Origin of the sequence: Micromonospora aurantiaca ATCC 27029, assembly GCF_000145235.1 — a bacterium.
Lineage (GTDB): Bacteria > Actinomycetota > Actinomycetes > Mycobacteriales > Micromonosporaceae > Micromonospora > Micromonospora aurantiaca.
Map to the genome: position 1 here is coordinate 185,841 of NC_014391.1, position 19,310 is coordinate 205,150.

General features: G+C 73.7%; 17 protein-coding genes. 5 read left to right on the top strand and 12 right to left on the bottom strand.

The annotated features are described in order from the left end of the window. Positions 1-74: 74 nt before the first annotated feature. Positions 75-1,286, bottom strand: a complete 1,212-nt coding sequence (locus MICAU_RS00940; protein ID WP_174361686.1) for an LOG family protein — start codon at positions 1,284-1,286, stop codon at positions 75-77. A 262-nt stretch (positions 1,287-1,548) separates the two neighbouring features. On the opposite strand from MICAU_RS00940, the gene MICAU_RS00945 reads away from it, so the two are divergent. Further along, on the top strand, positions 1,549-1,977 hold the full coding sequence (locus tag MICAU_RS00945; protein ID WP_013283396.1) for a DUF3151 domain-containing protein: 429 nt from the start codon (positions 1,549-1,551) through the stop codon (positions 1,975-1,977). A 51-nt stretch (positions 1,978-2,028) separates the two neighbouring features. Here MICAU_RS00945 and MICAU_RS00950 read toward each other — a convergent pair whose 3' ends face one another. Together MICAU_RS00950 and MICAU_RS00955 are read right to left on the bottom strand one after the other, a co-directional pair. After that, positions 2,029-3,963 carry a MinD/ParA family ATP-binding protein gene (locus MICAU_RS00950; protein WP_013283397.1) on the bottom strand — a complete coding sequence of 645 codons (1,935 nt, stop codon included), beginning with the start codon at positions 3,961-3,963 and terminating at the stop codon, positions 2,029-2,031. 74 nt (positions 3,964-4,037) lie between these two features. After that, positions 4,038-5,036 carry a diacylglycerol kinase family protein gene (locus tag MICAU_RS00955; protein WP_013283398.1) on the bottom strand — a complete coding sequence of 333 codons (999 nt, stop codon included), beginning with the start codon at positions 5,034-5,036 and terminating at the stop codon, positions 4,038-4,040. A 121-nt stretch (positions 5,037-5,157) separates the two neighbouring features. Between MICAU_RS00955 and MICAU_RS00960 the strand changes: the two genes are divergently transcribed. The 3 genes from MICAU_RS00960 (at position 5,158) to purD (ending at position 8,925) form a co-directional block, all read left to right on the top strand. After that, entirely contained in the window at positions 5,158-6,447 is a 1,290-nt protein-coding gene (locus MICAU_RS00960; RefSeq protein WP_013283399.1) for an adenylosuccinate synthase, read from the top strand. Between the two features lie 216 nt (positions 6,448-6,663). Next, on the top strand, positions 6,664-7,587 hold the full coding sequence (locus MICAU_RS00965) for a type IV toxin-antitoxin system AbiEi family antitoxin domain-containing protein (RefSeq protein ID WP_013283400.1): 924 nt from the start codon (positions 6,664-6,666) through the stop codon (positions 7,585-7,587). Between the two features lie 90 nt (positions 7,588-7,677). After that, positions 7,678-8,925 (top strand): phosphoribosylamine--glycine ligase, encoded by a 1,248-nt coding sequence (gene purD / locus MICAU_RS00970; protein WP_013283401.1) that lies wholly within the window; start codon positions 7,678-7,680, stop codon positions 8,923-8,925. Here purD and MICAU_RS00975 read toward each other — a convergent pair. The 4 genes from MICAU_RS00975 to MICAU_RS00990 form a co-directional block, all read right to left on the bottom strand. Continuing rightward, positions 8,909-10,411 (bottom strand): N,N-dimethylformamidase beta subunit family domain-containing protein, encoded by a 1,503-nt coding sequence (locus MICAU_RS00975; RefSeq protein ID WP_013283402.1) that lies wholly within the window; start codon positions 10,409-10,411, stop codon positions 8,909-8,911. The two genes, purD and MICAU_RS00975, sit on opposite strands and share 17 nt — an antisense overlap. Positions 10,412-10,488: 77 nt before the next feature. Further along, positions 10,489-12,054, bottom strand: coding sequence for an AMP-binding protein (locus MICAU_RS00980; protein WP_013283403.1), 1,566 nt, complete (start codon positions 12,052-12,054; stop codon positions 10,489-10,491). A gap of 167 nt (positions 12,055-12,221) precedes the next feature. Then, entirely contained in the window at positions 12,222-13,436 is a 1,215-nt protein-coding gene (locus MICAU_RS00985) for an acyl-CoA dehydrogenase family protein (protein ID WP_013283404.1), read from the bottom strand. A gap of 1 nt (position 13,437) precedes the next feature. Beyond that, positions 13,438-13,890, bottom strand: coding sequence for an SCP2 sterol-binding domain-containing protein (locus tag MICAU_RS00990; protein WP_013283405.1), 453 nt, complete (start codon positions 13,888-13,890; stop codon positions 13,438-13,440). A 78-nt stretch (positions 13,891-13,968) separates the two neighbouring features. Between MICAU_RS00990 and MICAU_RS00995 the strand changes: the two genes are divergently transcribed. Continuing rightward, entirely contained in the window at positions 13,969-14,610 is a 642-nt protein-coding gene (locus MICAU_RS00995; protein WP_030273380.1) for a TetR/AcrR family transcriptional regulator, read from the top strand. A 45-nt stretch (positions 14,611-14,655) separates the two neighbouring features. Here MICAU_RS00995 and MICAU_RS01000 read toward each other — a convergent pair whose 3' ends face one another. Genes MICAU_RS01000 through MICAU_RS01020 form a run of 5 tightly spaced genes read right to left on the bottom strand, consistent with a single transcriptional unit; the run spans position 14,656 to position 19,268 of the window. After that, positions 14,656-15,279, bottom strand: coding sequence for a DedA family protein (locus MICAU_RS01000; protein ID WP_013283407.1), 624 nt, complete (start codon positions 15,277-15,279; stop codon positions 14,656-14,658). Positions 15,280-15,303: 24 nt separating this feature from the next. Then, complete coding sequence (locus MICAU_RS01005; RefSeq protein ID WP_013283408.1) at positions 15,304-16,563, bottom strand: adenylosuccinate synthetase; 1,260 nt, start codon at positions 16,561-16,563, stop codon at positions 15,304-15,306. Next, positions 16,560-17,519 (bottom strand): hypothetical protein, encoded by a 960-nt coding sequence (locus MICAU_RS01010; RefSeq protein ID WP_013283409.1) that lies wholly within the window; start codon positions 17,517-17,519, stop codon positions 16,560-16,562. The genes MICAU_RS01005 and MICAU_RS01010 overlap by 4 nt, the downstream gene beginning before the upstream one ends. A gap of 10 nt (positions 17,520-17,529) precedes the next feature. Next, positions 17,530-18,513, bottom strand: a complete 984-nt coding sequence (locus MICAU_RS01015; protein WP_013283410.1) for a BUD32 family EKC/KEOPS complex subunit — start codon at positions 18,511-18,513, stop codon at positions 17,530-17,532. Beyond that, a complete protein-coding gene (locus tag MICAU_RS01020) occupies positions 18,510-19,268 on the bottom strand; it encodes an NUDIX hydrolase (protein ID WP_013283411.1) in 759 nt (252 codons plus the stop codon). Before MICAU_RS01020 ends, MICAU_RS01015 begins: the two co-directional genes overlap by 4 nt. Positions 19,269-19,310: the final 42 nt, after the last annotated feature.

A 19,310-nucleotide genomic window follows, 5' to 3' on the forward strand; every position in this document is an offset into this window, starting at 1 on the left:
GGGCCCCTTGTTAACGCTCGGCGTTAACAAGGGGCCCTTCCTCTACCGGAGGCGTTAAAAGGGGGCCCTTCCTTTCACTGCACCAGCACCCGGACGGCGTCGCGCACGTCGTCGGTCAGATGGATCGTGTGCGATAGGTCGCCGAACGGGGACGCGGCGAACAGCGGCCGCAGCAGCGACTCCACCGGCAGCTCGGTGGTCCAGTACGTGCGGTCCAGGAAGACGTACGCCCCGCTCGCCCCGTCGGTGCCGTAGAACGTCTTGGTGGCCGCCTGGAACACCTCCTGCACGGTGCCGGCCTTGCCGGGCGCGAACACGATCCCGCCCCGGGCCAGCCGCAGGATCGTGTCCTCCCGGATGGCGTTGGAGAAGTACTTGGCGATCCGGCCCGCGAACAGGTTCGCCGGCTCGTGGCCGTACAGCCAGGTGGGGATGGCCAGCCCGCCGGAACGGGCCCACCCGGTGCCTGGCACCGACGGGCGGGGCGAGGGCAGCGACGGGCCGTCCGCGTACCGCTTGCGCACCGCCAGCGCCGCCGCCGTGTACCGGTCGTGGTCGGTGAAGTCCGGCGCGACGGCGAGCACGTCGATCGCGGCGGACAGCTCCTCGGCCGGCCAGGCCGCGAGGAACGCGCCGAGGTTCGCCGCCTCCATCACACCCGGACCGCCGCCGGTGACCACCAGGCGGTCGGCCCGTGCCAGCTCCCAGCCCAGCACGGCGGCCATCCGGTACGCGACGCTGCCGCGCGGCACCGCGTGCCCGCCCATCACACCCACCACCGACTGCGGCCCGTGCGCGGCCAGCCACGACCGGGTGGCGTCGGCCAGCGCGTTGTCCACGCCGTGGTCGTGCAGTCGCTGACCGAGCGCCTCGCGTACGTCCGGCAGCGCGCCGCCGTGCTCCCGGAAGTGCGCGTACACCCGGGTGTCGTACATCCCGGCGAACCCGCCCTCGGCGAACCCGGCGGCCAGCTCGTCGGCGGTGTAGAGGTGCGACGGCTGGGTCGGGTAGGGCAGCCCGGAGAACGGAGGGACGACGTTGGCGCCCCGGCGGACCAGGTCCGCGCCCACCTCGCGGCCGGCGAAGCGGCAGCCCACGAAGAGCGTGCCGGTGACGTCGACGTCGCGCAGGTCGGGAACCGGGTCGAGGTCGAGGCGCAGGCCCTGCACGGTCAGACCGGCCAGGGTTCCCCCGGCCAGCCGCTGCTCGAAAGCGGTGCGGGTCTCGATCTCGTTGACGTGGGGCGCGTGCGGCTCGATGACGTCCGCGGGTGGTGGGGTCGGCACCAGGCCATCCTGCCCCCGCGCGGCAAGTGCCGAAACCGGGGGCGAGAACGACAGGAGCCCGGCGGGCACGCCGCCGGGCTCCTGCGTAACCGGGTCCTGGGGAGGCTCCGGATCTGTATTTGTAGTGCAAGAACCACGGCGGCGGCATGGGCCGCGGGTACGTGTGCTCCCGCCGCAGGCGTGACGAAACCCTCAGCCGTTCAGCCAACCGTACGGGCGAGGCCCCTCGCGTACCCGAGGGCGAAGCGGGTTGAATGGGGCGATGCAGAACCTGTTGCCTGAGCCACCGGCCACCCTGCTCCCGGTCCACGAGGAGGCCGACGCCGCGCTGGCGGCGGCGGCCGAGCAGGGCACCGACGAGGCGTACGCCGAGGTCGCGGCCCGATTCCCGACCTACAGTGCGGCCTGGGCCGCGCTGGCCGGCCGCGCGCTCACCGCGGGTCAGGTCGTCACGGCGTACGCGTACGCCCGCACCGGCTACCACCGGGGCCTGGACCAGCTGCGCCGCAGCGGCTGGAAGGGCCACGGTCCGGTGCCCTGGTCGCACAAACCCAACCGCGGCTTCCTCCGCTGCCTCTACGTGCTGTCCCGCGCGGCGGGGGAGATCGGCGAGGCGGACGAGGCGGCCCGGTGCGCCCAGTTCCTCCGCGACTGCGACCCGGCCGCCGGAGACGCGCTCTCCGGCGACTGACCACTGCCGCGACGGCCGGTCCCGACCCGGGTGCCGGCCGTCGCGCCCGTCCTACAGCCCTTCCGCCACCGACGCGGCGATCTTCAGCCAGGCGTCCCGGGTGGCGGAGGAGAGCTGCCCGTACCGCAGCGGCTCGCCGGTGTCGATGAGCCGCTCGTACGGCGCCAGCAGCACCGCCCGGGTCCGCGCCGCGAAGTGGGCCTGGATCGCGGGCAGGTCGATCTCCTTGCGCGACGGCGGCATCGAGACCACGGTGACCGCCTGCCGGACCAGCCGCTGCCGGCCGCTCTGCTCCAGGTGGTCGAGCATCCGTGCGGCGGTCTCGGCCGAGTCGTTCCGGGCCGACATGGTCACCACGAGCTGGTCGGTGGCGTCCATCGCGGCCTGCCAGTTCTGCGCCCGGACGTTGTTCCCGGTGTCCACGAAGATCAGCTTGTAGAACCGGCTGACCACCTCACGGATCTCCGCGAACGCGGCGGCGGTGAGCATCTCGCCGCCGGTCGCGGACTCGTCCGAGGCCAGCACGTCGAACATGCCTTCGCCCTGCGAGCGGACGTACTGCGACAGGTCGCCCACCCGGCCGTGCGGGCCCTGGAACTGGGCCAGGTCGCGCAGCATGTCCCGCACCGTACGGGCGTGGAAGTCCTGCTGCGCCCGCATGCCGAGGGTGCCCTGGGTCTCGTTGTTGTCCCAGGCCAGCACGTATCCGCCGCGCTTCTGGCCGAACGTCATGGCGAGCAGCAGGATCGCCACCGTCTTGCCGGCGCCGCCCTTCGGGTTGACCACCGTCACTTGGCGCAGGCCGCCGAAGTTGCGGCGGACCATCTCGATGTCGCGCTTCATCTCCTGCTCGTGCCGCCCGGGCGCGAGCCGGACCAGCCCGATCTTGTTGACCACCGCGCGTACGCCCATGGTGGCCACCGGGTCGACCGGCCGGGCCTGGCGGCGGCGGGCGAAGTCCTCGGCGGTCGGGGGCACCGCCTGCTGCGGCGTCCAGCCCTGCTCCGGGTGGGGTGCTCCGGGCTGAGGTGGTGGCGGCACCACCGGGCCGGACACCGGCGCCTGCGGAGGCAGCGGGCCGCCCGGCTGCGGCACGCCGGTCTGGGGCGTCCAGCCGGGCGGCGGGTACCAGCCGGGCTGACCGGGTTGTGGCTGATACCCGGGCGACGGGTAGCCGTTGCCGTACGGGGACGGCTGCGCCGGTACGCCCGGCGACGGCGGGAACGGCCCGAGGCGGGGCGCCTGCTCGGGCGCGCCCGTCCCTGCCGGTCCCGTACCGGAGTCCGGCGACGGCTGCGTCCCGGCGACGGTGGCCCGGCCGGACACCGTGCCGTCCTCGGGGAGGGCGTCAGGCGGCGGGGGCGGTGCCACGGTGGCCCGGCCGGAGGCGGTGCCGTCGGTGGAGAGTGCCTCGGGCGGGGGCGGTGCCACGGTGGCGCGGCCGGACGCGATGCCGTCGGCCTCCACCGCCTCGGACGGCGGCGCCGTGGCGTCGGCGGGGTCCGGCGTGGTGGCGGAGTCCGACCCGGCCCGCTGTGGCGGCTGTGCCCACGGCGAGCCGGGCCGTCCGTTCCCGGCGCCCTCGCCGGTGGTACCCGGGCCGGTCGTCCCGGTGGCGGGCGTGGTCGCCGGGACGGGTGCCGTCGGCGTACCGGGCACCGCCGGTGAGCCGGATGCCGCCGGTTCCGGCTGGGCCGGTGACGGGGCGGAGGTCGCCCGGTCGAGCGTGAACGGCAGGTCCAGGTCGACAGCGGGTGCCTGGGGCGCCGGGACGTCCGCCGCCACCGGTGCCTGGGGCGCCGGGACGTCCGCGGCCACCGGCGTGGGAGCGTCGGCGGGCGGGAGCGGCCAGGGCACCGACGCCCACGGCGGGATCGTGGCCGCCGCCGCGTCGGTCTCCTCCGGCGGCCACAGCGGCTCGACGTCCCGCTGCGGCACCTGCGGTCGGCCCGGTACGTGGGCCCGGTCGTCGTTCTCGTGCACCACGGTTCCTCCCCATTCCTTCCGCCGAGGATAGGCGGTCCGGCCAGCGCCGCGAGCCGGGTGGGGATCGACCGAGGTCAGCCCGTCCAGACCGCCCAGGCGCCCGGCTCGGTCCACCAGGAGCGCTTGCGGCTCAGCTCGCCCTCGACGCCGTCGTCGAGGAAGGGCACCTTCTCGTCGCGGGGCACCACCGCCACCGCACGTCCCCGCGCCCGGCGTACCTCCAGCCGGACCTTCTTCCGGCCCAACGCCGACCGGGTCACCACTGGTACGGCGACGCCCACCGTCACCCGCCCGTCGGCCGGATCCGGGCCGCCCAGCAGGTCCACCTCGCCCAGGCGCGCGTACCCGCCCGCGTTGCCGATCGCGCACGCGGTGATCGGCTCCGAACCGTCGCTCAGCACCGTGCCGTCGACCTCGACCCGGGCCCGCCAGTGCAGCGGGCGGCCCGCGTCGTCGGCGGCGCCGAGCAGCGCGCCGTCCAGCGTCACCGAGCCGCCGTCGTTGCGCAGCAGGTCAAGCCGCCGGGCGGTGCCGTCCAGCACCGCGGCGGCCACACCCGCCGGATCCCGGGGCAGCCCGAGCTGCGCGGCCAGGTCCCGCGCCGTCCCGGACCGGGCCGGATCGAGCGGGAGTACGCCCACAGGCGGGAGGTCGGGCACCGTACGGTTGGCGGCCAGGTCCGCGGGGCGGCGACTCGGCGGCGGAGCGTACCGCCGGACCAGCCGGCGCAGGACGGCGCGCAACTGACCGTCACTGGCCGTGGCGACGATGAGCCGGGTCTTGCCGTCGGAATCCGGCCAGGTGAGGCCGTCGGCGCGCGGCGGGCCGTCGAGGCGGGCCAGCACCTCGTCGATCTCGGAGTCCGACCGGGCGGTCACGGTGGTCACCCGGGCACCCCGGGCGGTCAGCTCGTCCGCACAGGCCAGCACCGGTACGCGCGGCGTCTCGCAGCGCTCCTCGCCGCTCTCGGCGGCGGTGTCGTCCGCGCCGCCGCAGCAGGCGCCGCCGCTGCCGCAGCCACCACCGGGAGCGTCCCGCTCCGAGCCGAGGGTGAGCAGCACCACGTCGTACACGAAGGAGCCTCCTGCTTCTCGACCAACCCCTGCTGGTCCCGCCGTCACTACTTGTTAGCCTGACACCCCGGGCTCGCTGACCGGTCGCCACCTGGCACCCGAGCCTTCTGGAGGCGAGAAGATGCCAGCGATCGTGCTGCTCGGCGCCCAGTGGGGCGACGAGGGCAAGGGCAAGGTTACCGACCTGCTGGGTGAGCGGGTCGACTACGTCGTGCGCTACTCCGGCGGCAACAACGCAGGCCACACGGTGATCACGCCGGACGGCCAGAAGTATGCGCTGCACCTCATGCCGTCCGGGGCGCTGTCACCGAGCGCGATGATCGTGATCGGCAACGGCGTGGTGGTCGACCCGAAGGTGCTGCTCCAGGAGATCGACGGGCTCGCCGAGCGCGGCGTGGACGTGTCCCGCCTGCGTATCTCCGGCGACGCGCACCTGATCATGCCGCACCACCGCGCGCTGGACCGGGTGGTCGAGCGCTACCTGGGCAGCTCCCGTATCGGCACCACCGGCCGGGGCATCGGTCCCGCGTACGGCGACAAGGTCGCCCGGATGGGCATCCGGCTCCAGGACCTGCTCGACCCGGGCATCCTGCGCAAGAAGCTGGAGCTGGCGCTCCGCGAGAAGAACCAGCTGCTGTTCAAGGTCTACAACCGCAAGGCGATCGACGTCGAGGAGACCGTCGAGGAGTACCTCCAGTACGCCGAGCGGCTGCGCCCGTACATCGCCGAGACCCGGGTCATGCTCTGGGACGCGCTCGACCGCGGCGAGACCGTGCTGCTGGAGGGCGCCCAGGCCACCATGCTCGACATGGACCACGGCACCTACCCGTTCGTCACCTCGTCGAACCCGACGGCCGGCGGGGCGTGCGTGGGCGCGGGCATCCCGCCGACCGCGATCACCAAGGTCATCGCGGTGAGCAAGGCGTACACGACGCGGGTGGGCTCGGGCCCGTTCCCGACCGAGCTGTTCGACGACAACGGGCAGCACCTGCGCAAGGTCGGCCACGAGTACGGCACCACCACCGGCCGGGAGCGCCGCTGCGGCTGGTTCGACGCCGTGGTGGCCCGGTACGCGTGCCGCCTCAACGGCGTCACCGACCTGGTGGTCACCAAGCTGGACGTGCTGACCGGCCTGGCCAAGGTGCCGATCTGCGTCGGGTACGAGATCAACGGCGAGCGCTTCGACGACATGCCGATGACGCAGACCGACTTCCACCACGCCACGCCGATCTACGAAGAGCTCGACGGCTGGTGGGAGGACATCACCAAGGCGCGGACCGAGGACGAGCTCCCGGAGAACGCCCGCCGCTACATCGCCCGTATCGAGGAGCTGACCGGCACCCGGGTGAGCGTGGTGGGCGTGGGCCCAGGCCGAGAGGAAAACGTCCTCCGCCACTCCCTCCTCCCCTAACCCCACCCCACCCCACCCCCCACCCCGCCCTCACCCTCCCCGGGCCCTCCGGGCCCCCACTCCGTTGATCAAGGAGTTTGTGTCCATTTCGGCGTCGGATCCGGACACAAACTCCTTGATCACCGGGGCAGGGTGGGGCGTGGAGTGGAGGGCGGTTTTCCACAGGGTTGTCCACAGGGGTGTCGGCTGTGGGGTGGCGCGGGGGAGCCTGCGCGTGTGGGTGAATTCGGCGAACTGACGCGGCTGGCCGCGACGCAGGGCGGGTTCGTGACGGCGGGGCAGGCGTTGCGCCTGGGCCTCGGCCGGGAGCAGATCCGGTACCTCGTCCGGTCCGGGCGATGGACCCGGGTCTCGCGCGGCTGCTACCTGCCGTCTCCCGCCGTGCTGACGCCTGTGGCACTACGACGTGCCATGATCCGCGCCACGGTCGCCAGCCTCGGGCGGGGCGCGGTCGCCGTGTTGGGTACCGCCGCCGAGCTGCACGGCATCGCCGGTCTCCCGCCTACGGCGGCGATCCACGTCTCGGTGCCGCCGGATCGGCCGCACGTGCAGCGCCGGGCGGAGCCGGGCCTGACGGTGCACCAGTTGACGCTCGCCGAAGCGGACGTGTGCCGGGCCGGCGGCGTACCGGTCACCACACCGGCGCGCACCGTCGCCGACGTGTTGCTGCGGGCGCGGCGCTATCCGGCGGTGTGCGTCCTCGACTCCGCGCTCAATCAGCGGATCCTGGCCGAGAACGACCTGTCCCTGGTGCTCACGCACCTCACCGGACGCCGTGGCGCGGCCGCCGCTCGGGGATACCTGGCCGAGGCGGACGGCCGGGCACAGTCACCGCTGGAGACCCGCGCCAGGCTCCGGTGCGTCGACGGTGGCGTGCCGCCGGACGTCCTGCAACTGCCGGTGCGGGACGAGGACGGTTACCTGCTCGGCGTCGGGGACCTGGCATGGCGCGGGGCGCGTCTGATCGCGGAGGCGGACGGCCGAGGCCCGCACCTGACGCTGCAGGCCGTCTACGCGGACCGGTTCCGGCAGAACCGCCTGGTCAACGCCGGCTGGCGGATCCTCCGCTTCACCTGGTCCGACACCCTGCGCCCCGACTACATCCCCCAGACGGTCAAGCGCGCCCTGAAGCGCCGGTGATCAAGGAGTTTGCGGACCCGCACCGCTCAATCTGAGACGCAAACTCCTTGATCGACGGGGTGGGGTGGGGTGGTCAGTAGGATGCCGGTCGTGCGCGTACTTCTTGTGGGTGGTGGTGGGCGGGAGCACGCTCTCGCGCTCGGACTCGCCGGTGACCCGGCTGTCGAGGCGCTCGTCGCGGCTCCGGGGAATCCGGGGATCGCTGCGGTGGCCGAACTTCGGGAGGTGACACCCACCGACCCGGCAGCAGTGGCGGCCCTCGCCGTCGAGGTCGCTGCCGACCTGGTGGTCATCGGGCCGGAGGCGCCGCTGGTGGCGGGCGTCGCCGACGCGGTACGCGCCAAGGGCATCGCGGTGTTCGGCCCGAGCGCGGAGGCGGCCCGGCTGGAGGGCTCGAAGACGTTCGCGAAGGACGTGATGACCGCCGCGGCGGTGCCGACCGCTCGCGCGTACACCTGCGAGGACGCGGCGGCGGTGGGGCGCGCGCTGGACGAGTTCGGCGCGCCGTACGTGGTGAAGGACGACGGGCTCGCCGCCGGCAAGGGTGTGGTGGTCACCGACGACCGGGCGGTCGCCGAGCGGCACGCCGCGGAGTGCGGCCGGGTGGTGATCGAGGAGTACCTGTCCGGTCCCGAGGTCTCCCTGTTCGTGGTCACCGACGGCGAGGCGGCGGTGCCGCTGCTGCCGGCGCAGGACTTCAAGCGGGTCGGCGACGGCGACACCGGGCCGAACACGGGCGGCATGGGCGCGTACGCGCCGCTGCCGTGGGCGCCGCCGAATCTGGTCGACGACGTGATGCGCGACGTGGTGCGCCCGACGCTGGCGGAGTTGCGCCGCCGGGGCACGCCGTTCGCCGGCCTGCTCTACGTGGGCCTGGCGATCACCCCGTCCGGCCCGCGGGTGATCGAGTTCAACGCGCGTTTCGGCGACCCGGAGACGCAGGTCGTACTCGCCCTGCTGGAGACGCCGCTGGCCGGGCTGCTGCACGCCGCCGCCACCGGCACGCTCGGCGCGCACCCGCCGCTGCGCTGGCGCGACGGCGCGGCCGTGACGGTCGTGGTGGCGGCCGACGGCTATCCGGCGGGCCCGCGTACCGGTGACGTGATCACCGGCGCGGACCGGGCCGGGATCATCCACGCCGGGACCCGCCGCGACGCCGACGGCACGTTGCGCTCCGCGGGGGGCCGGGTCCTCTGCGGTACGGCGACCGGGCCGGACCTGGCCGCCGCGCGCGACGCCGCCTACGCCCTGGTACGCAACGTCGAGCTGGCCGGTTCCCACCACCGCACCGACATCGCGGCGGCGGCCGTGGACGGCCGGGTCACGATTCCGGGCTGACCGGCCCGGGGCGCCGGCCGGCCATCCGGTTGAGCACGTTCGCCGTGGCCCGCTCGATGCGCGGGTCGCGGTGGCCCTGCCGGTCCAGTGCCAGGGTCCAGCCGAGCGTGCCGCTGGCGAAGACGACAGCTCCGCGTGCCGTCTCGTGGACGTAGCTGCTCTGGAGCCGCCGGCCGCCCTGCTGGGCCGGGTACGGCGAGGAGCTGAGCGTGGTCCCGGCGGGCCGCGGGAGGGCCGCGTGCAGCCCGTCCGCCTCGCCCGCGACCACGCCCGGGATGCGGTCGCCGTCGGCCACGCCGGTGCCGGCCCACACCCAGTTGTCTGCGGCGCGCACCACGAGCGGCTGCGGGGTCAACACGATGCCGTTGTACTGCACGCCGAGCAGCGCCTGTTCCGGCCGGTCGAGGTTGCGCCAGGTCACGGTCGGGTCGCCGATGCCCGCGCCCGGGTCGGGAAGCGTCTTGGCGCACTCGACGAGCCGTTCGGGGCGGCCGTCGGCGGCGGCGCGTACGCGGGCGTGCCAGTAGACGCTGTTCGCGCCGAGGAACGCGAGGCTGGTGCCCCCGTCCAGGCCGACCTCGGTGGCGCGGCGCATCTCGGCCGACCAGTACTCGTCGTGCCCGCAGAACACCAGACCCCGGTACCGGGCCGGGTCGAGGCGCCCGGAGTGCAGGTCGAAGCTGGTGGCGTAGCTGACGTCGTAGAGGTTGCGTTCCAGCCACCGGATCGCGGCCTCGTCGCGGTCGAAGTGGGTGGGCAGGCCGGCGCCGGAGTACGGGCGGTCGAACGTGACTGCGCGTGCCCGCAGCGCCGGGTCGCGCCGCCCGTCGGCCCGGTAGCCGTTGTAGAGGCTCTTGCCGGTCCGCCGGTCGCGCGGCCACTGGTTGTACGCCTGCCAGGTGGTCACCGGCAGCACCACGCAGAGCGCGGCCGGGCGCCGGTCGTCGCGTACCACGAACGGCGTGCAGGCCCGCCAGCCGTCGGCCGAGGTGAAGACCGCCTGGTAGAGGCCGGAGGTCCAGCCGTGCGGGACGGACAGGCGCCAGGACACCGGCCACCGGCAGTCGAGCACACCGGTGTCCGGGTCGGCCACCGGCACCGGCTGCGGTACGCCGCGCAGTTCGGGGCTGGTCAGCATCGTGCGGGCGCCCGCGCCGTCGTACCAGCCGAGGCGGTGCACGCTGATCCGGAACCGGCCGCCCGGGTTGACCGCGACGTGGAAGTCGATCTCCTCGCCGGGGGCGACGCTCGTCGTCGAGGCGTACCCCTGGATCTGGCGCCGCCGGTCGTCGGCGGCCCGGCCGCCGTGCTCGGGCCACCACGGCTCACCGGCGGCGCGGTTCTCCCGCTCGACGGGCGGGACCGGCCACCGGGTGGGTGAGTCGTCGGGCCGGCCGCCGAGGACCGGGTCGAACGGGCCGAGCGCGGCGGCGGACGCGCCGCCGACGAGGAGGCCGAGTGCGGTACGCCGCCGAAGCCTGTCCATTGTGGTGCTCCCCGTTTCCCCGTTCGATCGGGGGAGACCGTAGCACCGGAGGACGGCAGCCGTGTGACCGATGTGGATCAGTCGAAGTAGCGGCGCAGCTCCCGGGTGAGCACCTTGCCGGTGGCGTTGCGCGGCAGGTACTTGACGAACACCACGTCGCGGGGCACGGAGAAGCGGGCCAGGTAGCGCCGGACGTACTCGCGGACCGCCTCCGGGTCGAGCGTCTCGCCGGTGCGCAGCGCGAGGAACGCGGCCAGCCGCTGGCCGTAGTCGGGGTCCGGTACGCCGATCACGGCGACCTCGCGGACCTGCGGCAACCGGGCGATCAGATCCTCCACCTCGGACGGGAAGACGTTCTCGCCGCCCGAGACGATCATGTCGTCGGCCCGGCCGTCGACGAAGAGCAGACCGTCGGCGTTCAGCCGGCCCAGGTCGCCGGTGTCGAGCAGGCCGTCGCGGCTCTCCCGGCCGGCGCCCGAGGTGTAGCCCTCGAACAGCATCTCGTTGCCGACGAAGATCCGCCCGACCTCGCCGTCGCGGACCGGCCGGCCGGTCTCGTCCAGGATGGCCAGCCGGGTGCCGTGCGGCGGCCGGCCCGCGGTGGTGGGCGCGGCGCGCAGCTCGGCCGGGCCGGCGATGGAGGCCCAGGAGACCTCGGTCGAGCCGTAGAGGTTGTAGAGCACGTCGCCGTACCGGTCCATGAACGCCGTGGCCAGGTTTCCGGGCAGCGCGGATCCGCTGACCGCGACCACCTTGAGTGGCGGCCGGGGCTGCGGCGGCGCCACCTCCATCAGCCGTTGCAGCATCACCGGTACGGCGAACATCGCATCGCACGGTTGAGCGGCGAGCGCGGCGAGCGTGGCGGCCGGGTCGAAGCGCCGGTGCAGTACGACTGTGGCGCGCAGCGCGAACGACACCTGAAGCGCGGCGTACCCCCAGGTGTGGAAGATCGGCGCGGCGATCATCACGGTGTCCCGCGCGTGCAGCGGTATGCGGTCGATGATGGACACCAGCGGGCCGAAGCCGTGCGGGGTGGGCCGGCGGGCGCCCTTGGGCGCGCCGGTGGTGCCGGAGGTCAGCACGATGGTGCGGCCGTCCCGCTCCGGCGGCTGGAGCTTCTCGCCGGGCACGGCGGCGGCGATCAGCTCCTCCTGCCGCCGCTCGTCGACCCGGTGCAGCTCGGCCGGGAGGCCGAGGACGCGCTCGGTGAACTCGCCGTCGTGCACCAGGACGCGCAGGCCCTGTTCCTCGGCCACAGTCACCAGTTGAGCGGCGGACAGCCCGGTGTTGACCAGGACGGCGTCCGCGCCGAGCAGCATCGCTGCCACTATCGCCTCGATCAGGCCGTGGTGGTTGCGGCAGAGCACACCGACCCGGTCGCCGGTCTGCACGCCGAGGTGGGAGCGCAGCGACCGGGCCAGCCGCTCGGAGCGGTCGAGCAGTTCCTGGTACGTCATGGTGGCGCCCTGCTCGTCGACCACGGCGACACGGCCGGGGTCGCGGGCGGCGGCCTGGCGCAGCTCCCCGGCGAGGCTCCAGCCCCACCGGCGCAGCGCGTTGAGCTGGGAGACCACGCGGATCGGTCCGCCCGGGGCGAGCAGTCCACGTCGGGTCAGCGTGGCGGCGATGAACGGCAGGTCCACGGCGCAACTCCTTCGCGTTCGTGGTTCGTCGACCAGGCTCCGGACGGTCGGCCGTCCGGTTCGGCATGATCTTGCGCCCGATCGCGGTTCGGGTCGGCCCGGGAGCGGCGACCCGGCCCGCGACGGCGTGCGACGTCGTCACGGGCCGGGCCGCGGCCCGCCGGCGGTCAGCGGATCTGCATCCCGGAGATGGCCCGGGAGATGACCAGCCGCTGGATCTCGGAGGTGCCCTCGAAGATGGTGTAGATCTTGGCGTCGCGGTACCACCGCTCGACCGGGTGGTCGCGCAGGAAGCCGGCGCCGCCGAGGAGCTGGACCGCCTTGTCGGTCACCGAGACGGCCACCTCACCGGCCTTGAGCTTGGACATCGAGCCCTCGCCCGCGGTGAACGGCCGGTTGTTGCGGCCCATCCAGGAGGCGCGCCAGACCAGCAGCCGGGCCGCGTCGATCTCCATCTTCATGTCGGCGAGCGCGAACGCGACCGCCTGGTTGGAGATGATCGGCCGTCCGAACTGGACCCGCTCCTTGGCGTAGTCCAGGGCGTACTCGTAGGCGGCGCGGGCCACGCCGAGCGCCTGCGCGCCGACTGTCGGGCGGGACAGCTCGAACGTCCGCATCGCCGCCTGGCCGGAGGCGCGCTGCCCGGACCGGGCGCGGGCCAGACGCTCGTCGAGCGCGTCCTTGCCGCCGAGCAGGCAGCGGCCTGGCACCCGGACGTCGTCGAGGAAGACGTCCGCGGTGTGCGAGGCGCGCAGCCCCAGCTTGCGCAGCTTGCGGGTGGCGGTCAGACCGGGAGTGCCGGGGGGTACGACGAACGCGGCCTGGCCGCGCGAGCCCAGCTCGGGCTCGATCGAGGCGGTGACCACGTGCACCCCGGCGATGCCGCCGTTGGTGGCGTACGCCTTCTGCCCGTTGAGCACCCACTCGTCGGTGGCCTCGTCGTAGACGGCGCGGGTACGCATCGAGCCGACGTCGGATCCGGCCTCCGGCTCGCTCGTGCAGAACGCGGCCACGGCCGGGGAGTCGACGTCGCCGAAGCACTGCGGCACCCATTCGACGAGCTGCTCGGGGGTGCCGGCGCCGTAGATCGCAGCGACCGCGAGGGAGGTGCCGAAGATGCTCAGGCCGATGCCGGCGTCACCCCAGAAGAGTTCCTCGCTGGCGATCGGCAGGGAGAGGCCGGTGGGGTCGGCCCAGCAGGTGGCGAGGAACTCGAACCCGTACAGGCCGACCTTCGCGGCCTCCTGGATGATCGGCCACGGGGTCTCCTCCCGGGCGTCCCACTCGGCCGCGGCCGGGCGCACGACCTCGGCGGCGAAGCCGTGCACCCAGTCGCGAAGGTCCCGCTGTTCCTCGTTCAGGTCGAGCGAGAACTCGGCCATGTCAGGCCTTGGGGATGTCGAACAGGTTGGCGATGTTGGCGGCCAGGCCCAGGTCGCCCTTGGCCTTCAGCTTGCCGGTCATGAACATCATCACCGGGTTGGCGCCACCGGAGACGATCTTCAGGAACTCGACCGGGCCCATGGTGAGGCTCAGCTTCGGGTCGCGGGTCGCGGTCTCCGAGACGGTGCAGGTGCCGTTCTCGATGACGATCTCGTAGGTGTCGGTGCCACCGTCCGGACGGCCGGTGATGTTCCAGTGGATGACCGCGTTGGTGGCACCGGCGCGGTCGGCGCGGAACAGCGTGGGCATCCGGTTGAAGACCTCGCTGAGGATCTTGCCGCGCGCCTCGCCGGACATGATCTCGTTGATCTTGGCGTCCGGCGTGGACTTGACCAGCTGCGCGAACTCCTTCGGGCCGACGTTCGCGAAGTTGGCCGGGTCGAAGTCAGTCATGGGGGATTGCACCTCTCGGGCGGGGCCACTTTGGTTACTCTGGCGTAACCTTACGCACGGGTAGGTATGCTCGCAAGGGTGTCCAGCACGCCGACCTTCAAGCGCCTCCCCCGCGCCGTACGCGAGCAGCAGATGCTCGACGCGGCGGTGAAGGTGTTCTCCCGCCGCGGCTTCCACGCCGCCAGCATGGACGAGATCGCCGACGACGCCGGCATCTCCAAGCCGATGGTGTACGCCTACCTCGGCACCAAGGAGGAACTCTTCATCGCCTGCCTGCACCGGGAGAGCACCCGGATGATGGAGGCGATCGCCGGCGCGGCCGCCCCCGACCTGCCCGCCGACGAGCGGCTCTGGCGCGGACTGCGCGCGTTCTTCGGCTTCGTCGGCGCGCACCGGGACGGCTGGGCGGTCCTCTACCGGCAGGCCCGCGGCTCCCAGCCGTTCGCCGCCGAACTCGCCGCCATGCGCGGCCGGCTGGTCGAGGTGGTCGCCGGCATGCTCGACCACGCGTTGCGCGCCTCCGGCCGCGAGGTCGGCGCCACCGACCTGGAGGTGGTCGCGTACGGGCTGGTGGGCGCCAGTGAGTCGCTCGCCGACTGGCTGGCCGACCACCCCGAGGCGGACGCCGGGAAGACAGCGACCCGGATGATGAACGTGGCCTGGCTCGGCGCCGACCAGCTCCTGCGCGGCGTCACCTGGCACCCGCCCGCCGCGGGGTAAGGAAGGGCCCCTTCTTAACGCCTCCGGTAGTACAAGGGCCCCTTGTTAACAGTCGCGCCGGGCGGCAGCCCGCCGGTGCGCCCGCCGCCGGCCCCAGCGGACGGCCTCGAACAGGCCGGTGACGGCCAGCGAGATGGCCACGCCGGCGAGCAGCCCGGACAGCGGGTTGTGCTCGAACGCCAGGCCGCCGAAGTAGCCGAGCAGCCCGCAGTAGACCCCCCAGGTGGCGCACGCCAGGCCGTCGTACAGCAGGAACGTGCGCGCCGGATAGCGGACCGCGCCCATGGTCAGCGTGACGGCGGTCCGGCCGCCGGGGACGTACCGGGCGGTGGTCAGGATCATCCCGCCGCGTCTGTCGACCGCCCGGCGGGCCCACTCCGAGCTGGCCCGCCGCCTGCTGTCCGCCGGGAAGCGGGCCAGCCGGTGCGCGCCGCCGCCGCGCCCGATCGCGTACGAGATGTGGTCGCCGGCGAGCGCGCCGAACGCGGCGGTCACGATCACCAGCACCAGGTTCGGCTCGCCGCCGGCCGCGAAGACCCCGGCGGTGATCACCACTGTCTCGCCCGGTACCGCCGGAAAGAACGCGTCGACGGCGGTGACCGCGATGATCACCAGGTACACCCACGGCGACGTCACCGTGTGGTGCAGCAGGTCGAGCACGTCCCCCATGCACCCATGCTCGGGGGTGCGGTGTTAAGCAGGGGCCCTTCCCATACAAAAGGCGTTAACAAGGGGCCCTTCCTTCTCCTCGGCCGTCGGCCCGCGCGACGTGAGCACCACCGGCGCGCCCAGCGCCTCCGAGACCGCAGCCGGCCAGTCGCTCGGTGACTCGCTAAGCACCGGCCGAGCCCGCATCAGCCGCTCGGTGAGCGCCGCCTGCCGGTCCAGGTCACCGGCCGGGCCGGGGACGAGCCGGTCCAGGCCCTCGTACCGGCGGCAGATCCGCAGCTCGGGCCGGGCCAGGTCGAGGTGGGTGAGCGCCAGCCCGTCCACGCCACCTGCCACCTCCAGCGCGTACCGGTGGGCGACCGCGTCGAAGTGCCCGAACCGGAACCGCCCCTGCCAGGGGTTCGTTCCGTTGTGCCGGTCGCGGAACGGCAGCGCCGCGTCCTCGGTGACCAGCGGTCCGGGACCGTGCCGGGTGGTGGTCGTGCGCAGCACGCCGAGCCGCTGCGCGGTCCCGGCCATGCCCGCCTCGGCGAGCAGCGTCTCGGCGTTGGCGAACGTCGTGGTGCTCCACGTCGTGTACGGGTGGAAGCCGTGCCACTCGTCCAGCAGCACCCCCTGCGCGCCCTCGAACACGCAGGTGCCCTCGCGCAGGGCACCTGCCAGCCAGGTCCGGTCGACGATTGCCACCCGGCGCGCGAAGGCCGCGTACGCGGGCAGGCAGTCGTCCACCGGTGGCGCGTCGAGCGGGCCCAGCTCGGCGGTGAGCCGGTCCCGCAGCGCGGTCAGTCGCCGGCGCAGCACCGCCGGGCGGCGGCAGTCAGCCACCCGGGGTGCCTCGTCGGGGTGGGCGAGGCCGTACGCGACCGCCTCGCCCACCCCGAGCCCGCAGGAGCCGTGCCGGTCGGCTCCCCGGGCGATCTCCCGGGCGCGGTTCGCGGCCCGGTGGTACGGGGTGGCGAGCAGCGCCTCCCCGTCCACAGTCAGACGGTCGAGCGCGTCGGGCACGCCCACCGACGCGAGGTGGTCGGCCTCGGCGGCCAGCGCCAGCGGGTCCACCACCACGTGCCGCGCCAGGTGCGTGCGTACCCCCGGACGGAACGTCCCGGCGCCGAACTGCGCGAACGTGTGGTGCCTCCCGTCGCGCAGGACGACGTTGTGCGCCGCCTGCGCGCCCCCGTTGAACCGGACCACCGTGTGGACCTGCCGGGTGGCGCAGAGCAGGTCCACCACTGTGCCCTTGCCGGCGTCGCCGTAGCCGAGGTCGACCACCGTCACGTGGTTCACAGCCGGGTGACCCCGCTTCCGCCGTCGGCCGGGCTGAACGGCAGCGTCGCCACCGCGCGCCGGCCCGAGCCGACCTGGGCGAGGGCCTTCGAGACGGTCCGGGTGGCCGTCGAGCCGGCCCGGTCCAGGTCGCGCAGCCCGGCGTCGAGGTCGATGGCCTGCTCGCCGAGGCCGACGGTGAGCGCGATCGTCTCGCAGACCGCGTCCAGGTCGTCCAGCTCGACCGCGTTCTGCCCGAGCAGGCCGCGCCAGAAGTCCAGCACCTTGCGGTTGCCCGCGTAGTGGCTGCCGGCGGGCAGCAGGTAGTAGGTGTCCCAGCGCGCGGTCACCTCGTCCACCATCTGCCGGACCGGCATGTCCTCGCCCAGGCCGTCCCCGATCAGCCGGCTCACCTCAGCGGTCTTCACCGCCGGGTACGCCAGCTCGTCGCCGATGATGAACAGGTAGCCGCGCCGGCCACGCTTGTCCCAGCTGTCGGTGGCCGTGTGCCGGGCCATGAAGTAGAGCGCCAGCTCGTACGACTCCATCATCTGGCCGCCACCGCCGCCCTCCAGCACGATCCGGCCGAGGTCGTCGTCCATCCGGTTGTCGGACTCGAACTGACCGACCTGCAACGGCACCCGGTCGCAGGTGGCGTCGCCGATCGCGCCGAACATGACCTGCGGGTCCTTCGCGTACCCCTGGCGCAGCAGCAGGCCGAGCAGCTGCGGCAGCTTGCTCTGCAGCACCCGGGGCACGTGGCCCATCGAGCCGGTGACGTCGAACAGCACGGCGATCGGCGTCGACTGCGGGTGCTCGGCGGAGTCGCGGCTCTCCCGCAGCGCGTCGCGCGGGTCGAGCGCGGGGTGCACCTTGCGGGCGCCGCTGTCGCTGTAGGAGAACGCGCTCTTGCCGGTGCGGCGCCGGTAACGGTCGGCGGCGTCGTACACGTCGGTGGACCAGATTCCACTGCCCATGGCAGCCTCCCTACGGGTTGAGGGTGAAGGGTCGGAAGGTGCGTGGCCCGTACAGCCGGTGCAGCACCTCGTCCAGTTCGCGCAGCAGCCGCCAGGCGTCGTCCGGCCGGGTGGCGAGCGCGGTGCCCTGGCAGCCGTCGGCGAAGGCGCGCAGCTCGCGCGGCGCGCGGTCGCCCATCAGCCAGGTCATGCAGCGGGCGGCGAGCGCGATGTCGGTGCCCGGCCCGCACTGCCGCTTCGCGGCGACCTCCGGCGGATACCAGTCCTCGTGGCCGGGCACCAGCGCCGGCACGAGCCCGCCCGGCTCGGCCGAGAAGCACCAGTCGACGAGGACCAGGCCGTGCGCGTCCGGCTCGATCAGCACGTGCCGGGGCAGCACCGCGCCGTGCACGACGCCGGCCCGGTGGGCCAGGCCGAGCGCCACGAGCAGCCGCCGCCACATCCAGGCCGCGTCGCGCGGGTCCAGCCCGTCCGGGTACGCGCGGCGCACGTCGTCCAGGCTTCGCAGCCCGGGTACGGTCACCAGCTCGTTGACCTGCCGTTGCACGCCGGTCGACGGGTCACGCGCCGGGTAGGAGTCGACGAGCCGGGGCACGTACGCGAGGTGCTTGGCGTCGCCGCGCTCGGCGATCCGCCGCAACGCGCGTGCCTCGCGGGCCATCAGGTCGTTGTCGCTCGGGTGCCGGCACACCTTGGCCAGGTGATAAGAAGGGGCCCCTCCTCTACCGGAGGCGTTAACAGGGGGCCCTTCCTTCCGTTCGTGCAGGGTGGCGACGTCGCCGGTGTACGTGGGGGCGGGAGTGCGCCACCGGGTGGTGACTGTGACGAGCGCGTCGGCGGCGGCGGCGCGTACCCCCGGGTCGGCCGCGCCCAGCCGGTCGGGGTGCAGCGCGCCGACCAGCTCGCGGTAGCGGCGGGCCGGCTCCTGCGTACCGAACAGGTCGGCGTCGGTGCGCGCGGCCGTGACCAGCCGGATCGCCTCCTCGGTCCTCACCGAACCGTCTCCTCCCGGGCGGGGCGCAGCAGCGCCGGGTGCAGCAGCCGGGCGTCTCCGGCGCGGTAGAGCTTGGCCCGGGGGCCGCCGCGCGCGCCGCCGCGTTCGGTGCTGGCGCCGGTGCTCTCCACGAAGCCGGGCACCGAGAGCACCTTGCGGTGGAAGTTGCCGGCGTGCAGCGGGTGGCCCCAGACCGTCTCGTAGACCTCCCGCAGCTCGGTGACTGTGAACTCGGGGGCGAGGAACCGGGTGGCGAGAGGCGTGTACTCCAGCTTGGAGCGGGCGCGCTCCAGACCGTCGTCGATGATCCGGCCGTGGTCGAAGGCGAGCTGCCGGCTGGTCAGCGCGGTGACCGGCAGCCAGATCGCCTCGTCGGCGTCGGTGTCGGCGACCGGGTCGGGCAGGTCGGGGGCGAACGCCAGGTGCGCGACCGAGACCACGCGCATGCGGGGGTCGCGGTCCGGGGCGCCGTAGCTGCCGAGCTGTTCCAGGTGCACCCGGCGCAGCCGCTCACCGCCCAGGCCGGTCTCCTCGGCCAGCTCGCGCCGGGCGCCCGCGGCGAGGTCCTCGTCCGGCTGGACGAAGCCGCCGGGCAGCGCCCAGTGCCCCTCGTAGGGCGGCGCGCCGCGGCGGATCAGCAGCAGGTGCAGCGCGCCCTCGCGGATGGTCAGGGCGACCACGTCGACGGTGACCGCGACCGCCGGGTAGTCCCGGGGGTCGTACCCGGCGAGGAACTCCTGCTCGTTCACGGCCACTCACTCTCTCAGGTTGAGAACAACTCAATCTGAGAACAACTT

Excerpts from the sequence above, each read along its gene's own strand:
- MICAU_RS01000 (WP_013283407.1), bottom strand. The coding sequence starts at position 15,279 with ATGGGGGACGTGCTCGACCTGCTGCACCACACGGTGACGTCGCCGTGG.
- MICAU_RS00960 (WP_013283399.1), top strand. The coding sequence starts at position 5,158 with ATGCCAGCGATCGTGCTGCTCGGCGCCCAGTGGGGCGACGAGGGCAAG.
- MICAU_RS01010 (WP_013283409.1), bottom strand. The coding sequence starts at position 17,519 with ATGGGCAGTGGAATCTGGTCCACCGACGTGTACGACGCCGCCGACCGT.
- MICAU_RS00990 (WP_013283405.1), bottom strand. The coding sequence starts at position 13,890 with ATGACTGACTTCGACCCGGCCAACTTCGCGAACGTCGGCCCGAAGGAG.
- MICAU_RS00975 (WP_013283402.1), bottom strand. The coding sequence starts at position 10,411 with ATGGACAGGCTTCGGCGGCGTACCGCACTCGGCCTCCTCGTCGGCGGC.
- MICAU_RS00985 (WP_013283404.1), bottom strand. The coding sequence starts at position 13,436 with ATGGCCGAGTTCTCGCTCGACCTGAACGAGGAACAGCGGGACCTTCGC.
- MICAU_RS00945 (WP_013283396.1), top strand. The coding sequence starts at position 1,549 with ATGCAGAACCTGTTGCCTGAGCCACCGGCCACCCTGCTCCCGGTCCAC.